This is a genomic window from Stenotrophomonas sp. STEN008 (assembly GCF_056760435.1).
In genome coordinates this window covers 1-5,666 of sequence record NZ_JBRRET010000073.1, presented here as the reverse complement: position 1 = coordinate 5,666, position 5,666 = coordinate 1, and the positions used below count along the sequence as shown (strand labels likewise).

5 protein-coding genes are annotated in these 5,666 nt (G+C 67.9%); 3 read left to right on the top strand and 2 right to left on the bottom strand.

The features are described 5' to 3' along the window. Nucleotides 1-145: 145 nt before the first annotated feature. Together ACVOME_RS18530 and ACVOME_RS18525 are read right to left on the bottom strand one after the other, a co-directional pair. Entirely contained in the window at nucleotides 146-592 is a 447-nt protein-coding gene (locus tag ACVOME_RS18530; RefSeq protein ID WP_481505387.1) for a hypothetical protein, read from the bottom strand. Between the two features lie 35 nt (nucleotides 593-627). Beyond that, a complete protein-coding gene (locus tag ACVOME_RS18525) occupies nucleotides 628-2,724 on the bottom strand; it encodes a catalase (RefSeq protein ID WP_481505386.1) in 2,097 nt (698 codons plus the stop codon). A gap of 113 nt (nucleotides 2,725-2,837) precedes the next feature. Here ACVOME_RS18525 and ACVOME_RS18520 point away from each other — a divergent pair, with 113 nt between their 5' ends. The 3 genes from ACVOME_RS18520 (at nucleotide 2,838) to ACVOME_RS18510 (ending at nucleotide 5,512) form a co-directional block, all read left to right on the top strand. Beyond that, entirely contained in the window at nucleotides 2,838-3,548 is a 711-nt protein-coding gene (locus tag ACVOME_RS18520) for an AraC family transcriptional regulator (RefSeq protein WP_053519032.1), read from the top strand. Between the two features lie 82 nt (nucleotides 3,549-3,630). Continuing rightward, nucleotides 3,631-5,001: an amino acid permease gene (locus ACVOME_RS18515; protein ID WP_065174823.1), complete on the top strand. Its 1,371-nt coding sequence runs from the start codon at nucleotides 3,631-3,633 to the stop codon at nucleotides 4,999-5,001. Between the two features lie 100 nt (nucleotides 5,002-5,101). After that, entirely contained in the window at nucleotides 5,102-5,512 is a 411-nt protein-coding gene (locus ACVOME_RS18510; protein WP_053519027.1) for a VOC family protein, read from the top strand. The last annotated feature ends 154 nt before the right edge of the window (nucleotides 5,513-5,666 follow it).

Here is a 5,666-nt window from a genome sequence, read left to right as displayed (position 1 = left end):
GGGGCGGGGGCCCCCCGCCCCCCGCGGGGGGGGGCGGGCTGTCGCGGCGGCGGGGGGGGCGGGGGGCGGTCGGGCGGCGGGGGGGCCCCCACGTCACCGTGCAGGGCCGCAGGCATCGTGTGCCCGCTGCGCTGCCGGGTGCATCTCAACCGCCTGCGCGGGTCCCCGCGGCCTTCTTCGCGGCGGTCGAGCGTGCCGCCTTCTTTGCCGCCCGGGTTGCCGCTGCCTTCTTCGCGGCCGCACTGCGCGTGCTGGCGGTGGACTTCTTCGCGGGCGCTTTCTTCGCGGCAGTCTTCTTTGCGGCCTTCTTCGCCGGTGCTTTTCCCGCAGTGCTCTTCGTTGCGGCCTTCTTTGCCGGTGCTTTCTTCGCCGCCTTCTTCACAGTCTTCTTCGCCGCCTTCTTCGCAGTCTTCTTGGCGCCCTTGCGGGCACTGCCACTGCGCTTGCCTCCGCCATCCTGCTTGTTCACGGTGGCCCACGCGATGCGCTCGGCGGTGCTCTCACTGGCACCACGCTCGCGCTCGCTTTCCTCGATGTGTTCGGCCTGGCGCTTTTGCTTGTCGGTATAGGCGGATTTGTCTCCACGGGGCATGACACGTCTCCTTGCAGGCGATGGGGGTGAGGCCGTCAGGCCAGTTGCCGCAGCTTCGGTTCGCGGGCCCACTGGCGGGTGGCGGCGACGGCGAGGAAAGCGCCGGCATCGCCCGCGTCGACGATGCCTGCATCCTTGCCCACGCGCGCCGCCTTGAGCAGCACCCGGCCTCCTTCATCGCTGCCGATTGCCTTCAGGTGTGCCCACGCGGTGCTGGCAAATTCCAGCCCCGCACTGTCGCTGGACAGCCGCTTGCCGGCCTCCTCGCTGAGCACGATCGCGACCGCATCGAACACCGCCGATGGAGTCCCCGCCAGTTGCCCGTCGGCCGCTTGCAGCTTGCCGTTGCTCAGGGTGGCGCCGCCCACCTTGGGAGCCACCAGCTTCACCGCGGCGCCGGCCTTCTCTGCGGCCTTGCGCAGGCTGCTGATGACACCGGCATCGGAGCCTTCATCAAACAGGATGCCGATGCAGCGCCCTTGCAGGGTGGGTTTGTTGCGACCGATCACGCGGACTTCCGGTGCGGGGGGCATGTCCTGTGCCGGCGTAGCAGTGGGCGCCGGGTCGGGCAGGGCGGGCAGCGCCAGTCCTTCCGCCACCCGCTGCGCGAGGGTTTCGTCGATGTTGCGCAGGTGGCTGACGGTACGAACCCGCACCTTCAGCGTTTCCACCTTGGACAGCTCGAATACCAGTGCCGAGGCCAGATGTGCCTGCTCGGGTGCTTCCAGGCTGCGGAAGAACATCCGTGCCTGGCTGTAATGGTCGGCGAAGCTCTCGGCACGCGTGCGCCCCTTGCGGCCGTCATCCGCGCTGGCATGGCTGCGGAATCCGGCCGGTGTCTCGCGCGGGCTGTCGTCCTCCAGCGAACTGGGGTCGTAGGCCACGCGGCCCTTGGGCACCTGCATCTGCATATGCCCATCGCGCTGGTGGTTGGCAAACGGGCACTTCGGCGCATTCACCGGGATCTGGTGGAAGTTGGGTCCGCCCAGGCGGATCAGCTGGGTATCCAGGTAGGAGAACAGCCGGCCCTGCAGCAGCGGGTCGTTGCTGAAGTCGATGCCGGGCGGCACGTTGGCCGGGCAGAAGGCCACCTGCTCGGTTTCGGCGAAGAAGTTGTCCGGCCAGCGGTCCAGCACCATACGCCCGATCACCTTCAGCGGTACCAGCGATTCGGGAATGATCTTGGTCGGATCCAGGTGATCGAACGGAAATGCGTCAGCCTCCTCTTCCGTGAACAGCTGCACCGCCAGTTCCCATTCGGGGAAGTCGCCACGCTCGATCGCCTCGAACAGGTCGCGCCGATGGAAATCGTTGTCCGCGGCCTGCAGCTTCAACGCCTCGTCCCACACCGTGGACTGGATGCCCAGCTTCGGCCGCCAGTGGAATTTGACGAAGGTGGAGTCGCCGGCCTCGTTCAACAGGCGGAAGCTGTGCACGCCGAAGCCTTCGATCATGCGCAGCGAGCGTGGAATGGCGCGGTCGCTCATCGCCCACATGATCATGTGCATCGATTCGGGCATCAACGAAATGAAGTCCCAGAACGTGTCGTGCGCGCTCGCTGCCTGCGGGAACGCGCGGTCCGGTTCCATCTTCACCGCATGCACCAGGTCGGGAAACTTCATTGCGTCCTGGATGAAGAACACCGGGATGTTGTTGCCCACCAGGTCCCAGTTGCCTTCAGGGGTGTAGAACTTCACCGCGAAACCCCGCACGTCGCGGGGGGTGTCGACCGACCCGGCACCGCCGGCCACGGTGGAAAAGCGGGTGAACACCGGAGTCTTCTTTCCGACTTCGCCAAGGATGCGTGCACGGGTGTACTTGGCCAGCGAGTGGGTGAGTTCGAAATAGCCGTGGGCGGCGCTGCCGCGGGCATGCACGATGCGCTCCGGGATGCGCTCATGGTCGAAGTGGGTGATCTTCTCGCGGAGGATGAAGTCCTCCAGCAGGGTGGGGCCCCGTGGGCCCTGGCGCAGCGAGTTCTGGTTGTCGGCGATGGGGATGCCCTGGGCCGTGGTCATCGGGGGGTGCGTGCCGCCGGCATGCAGGTGCAGTTCGTCGCCGTCGCCGCGGCGGTGGTCGGGGGAGGGGGCGGGGGCGGGTGCGCGCTTGCCGGTGGGCTTGCTGGCGGCCATGGGTCCAGGTCCTGTAGCGGGGAAGTCAACCTCTACCCTCGCGCGCCAGACGTTAAGCCCCGGTCCCGCGCAGGTGATCGCGCGGACAAGGGCGCCTCGGCTATGCTTGGCGCATGCGAGTCGAGCCCGCCGACATCGAAGCCCTGTTCGACGCCATCCCGGACGTGCTGTTCTTCATCAAGGACCGCCAGGGCCGTTACACCCACGTCAACCAGACCATGCTGCGGCGGCTGGGCCTGCGCGCGCGCAAGGACGTGATCGGGCGTACCGCGGCCGAGATCTACCCGACCGGCCTCAGTGCGGACTATGTCGACCAGGACGCACGCGTGCTGTCCGGCGAGGTGATCGAGAACCTGATGGAGCTGCACCTGTTCGCCAACCGCGAGCCGGGCTGGTGCCTGACCTGCAAGCGGCCGCTGGTGGTCGACGGCAGCATCGAGGGCCTGATCGGCATCTCGCGCGACCTGGGCCAGAAGGACAGCCTGGGAACCCAGTACGAGCAGCTGCGGCTGGCCCTGGCCCATCTCAACGCGCATTACGCCGAGAACGTGCGCATGCAGACATTGCTGGACATCACCGGGTTCTCGCTGTCCAAGCTGGAGCGCAGCTTCCGCAAGGTGTTCCAGATGACCCCGCAGCAGGTGCTGACGCGGCTGCGGATCCAGATGGCCATGCATCTGCTGCATGGCGACGACAGCATCGCCTGCATCGGCCAGGCCTGCGGGTTCAGTGACCAGAGCGCGTTCACCCGCAAGTTCAAGGCCGAAACCGGTTTCTCGCCGCGCGCCTACCGCGCCCGCATCGGCGAGCCGGCGCTGGCCTGAGCGGCCTGCTGCACTGTGCCTATCCCCACAGGCGCGGGACAGGGTAAGGTGACGCCCCTGTAGCCGCCGCCCACTCCTGCCGATGCCCGCCAGCCCCGTTACGCCTGCCTCGCCCTCCCGCCTGGGCCATTCGCTCAAGCCACGCCAGCTGATCATGATGGGGTTGGGCAGCGCCATCGGCGCGGGCCTGTTCCTGGGCTCCGGTGTGGGCGTACAGGCGGCCGGCCCGGCGGTGCTGGTGTCGTACCTGGTGGCCGGCGCACTGGTGATCATCGTGATGAACGCACTGGGCGAAATGGCGGCGGCCAAGCCGACCAGCGGCGCGTTCTCGGTCTATGCCGCCGACGCCATGGGCGCCACGGCAGGGGCGACTGTCGGCTGGCTCTGGTGGGTACAGCTGGTGATCGTGATCGCCGCCGAGGCCGTGGGAGCGGCGGGCCTGCTGGCCACGGTCTGGCCTGCCATTCCGGTGCCGATGGCCGCCCTGGCGTTCATGCTGTTCTTCACCGCGATCAACCTGCTGGGGGTCAGGAATTTCGGTGAGTTCGAGTTCTGGTTCGCCATTCTCAAGGTGGTGGCGATCCTGGCGTTCATCGCCATCGGTTTCGCGCTGCTGATGGGCTGGCTACCGCAGGTGACCTCTCCGGGACTGAGCAACTTCACCGCACACGGCGGTTTTGCACCGCAGGGCCTGGCCGGTATCGGCGCAGCCCTGCTGGTGGTGGTGTTCGCCTTCGGCGGCACCGAGATCGTGGCCGTTGCCGCGGCCGAGACCGAGGATCCCGAGCGCAGCATCGCCCGCGCCATCCGCACCGTGGCCTGGCGCATCCTGGTGTTCTACATCGGCTCGCTGAGCGTGATCATCGCCGTGGTGCCGTGGACCAGCGAAGCGCTGAAGTCGCCGTTCGCCGCGGTGCTGGATGCGGCCCGCATTCCGGGGGCGGGCACGGCCATCACGCTGATCGCAGTGATCGCCCTGCTGTCGGCCCTCAACGCCAACCTCTACGGCGCGTCGCGGATGATGTATTCGCTGGCGCAGCGCCGCGAGGCACCGGCCGTGCTGGGCTGGACCGACCCGCGGCAGGTGCCGGTGATCGCCGTTCTGGCCAGCGTGCTGTTCGGGTTTGCCGCGACGGTGATGGAACTGCTGTTCCCGGACAAGGTGCTGCCGGTGCTGCTGAACATCGTCGGCTCGACCTGCCTGCTGGTGTGGACGCTGTCGCTGCTTTCTCAACTGGTGCTGCGCCGCCGTGCGGACCGCCTCGGCTCGCGCCTGCCGTTCCGCATGGCCGGTTTCCCGTGGCTGACCTGCTGCGCCCTGGCGATCCTGGCACTGATCTTCGGCCTGCTGCTGAGCGAGGCGCATACGCGCCTGCAGTTCCTGTCGATGGTGGCCCTGACCGCCACGATCGCGGCCGGCAGTGCCATCGCGCGCCGCATGCGCGAGGCCTGATCCGTACAGCCGAGCGTGGGCTCGGCTCTACAGCGGGCATACATCCCGCGTGCCATCCTGTTCGCGGGGCCGTCATCGGCCCGCTGAACTGGAGCACCCCATGCTGCGCAGTCGTCCGTTCCTGATGTTCACCGGCCAGGCCGAGGCGGCCCTGGCCCTGTACGCCGAGGCGTTCGCCGATTTCCGGCTGCTTGCCCTGCAACGCCATCCCGACGGCGCAGGGGCGGGAGTGCCCGGCCAGGTGCGGCAGGCGACCTTCATGCTCGGCGGCACCAACTATCTGTGCTTCGACAGCCTGGATGTGCACGACTTCACCTTCAGTCCGTCGATCTCGCTGTTCGTCGAGTGCGGTGGCGCCGAACAGTTCGAGCGCGCGGCGCGCGTGCTGGGCGAGGGCGGGCACTGGCTGATGCCGGTGGGCGACTACGATTTCAGCAATCGCTACGGCTGGGTGCAGGACCGGTTCGGTGTGTCCTGGCAGTTGAGCCTGGGGCAGATGCCGGATCCGTGATCGGTTCAGCCGCTGCGCTCGCCGGGCATGGCCCGGCGCTACCGTAAACGAAAACGGCCCCCGTGCGCCGGCCGGTGCCGCAATAACGCGTAGACATGAAAGGGCGTGTTGGCGGGGCCCGGGGTGCACGCGCCCAAAACCATGTTGTGGGCCG

What these genes read in the sequence shown, in the direction of transcription:
- ACVOME_RS18530 (WP_481505387.1), bottom strand. Translation starts at nt 592, where the DNA reads ATGCCCCGTGGAGACAAATCCGCCTATACCGACAAGCAAAAGCGCCAG.
- ACVOME_RS18525 (WP_481505386.1), bottom strand. Translation starts at nt 2,724, where the DNA reads ATGGCCGCCAGCAAGCCCACCGGCAAGCGCGCACCCGCCCCCGCCCCC.
- ACVOME_RS18520 (WP_053519032.1), top strand. Translation starts at nt 2,838, where the DNA reads ATGCGAGTCGAGCCCGCCGACATCGAAGCCCTGTTCGACGCCATCCCG.
- ACVOME_RS18515 (WP_065174823.1), top strand. Translation starts at nt 3,631, where the DNA reads ATGCCCGCCAGCCCCGTTACGCCTGCCTCGCCCTCCCGCCTGGGCCAT.
- ACVOME_RS18510 (WP_053519027.1), top strand. Translation starts at nt 5,102, where the DNA reads ATGCTGCGCAGTCGTCCGTTCCTGATGTTCACCGGCCAGGCCGAGGCG.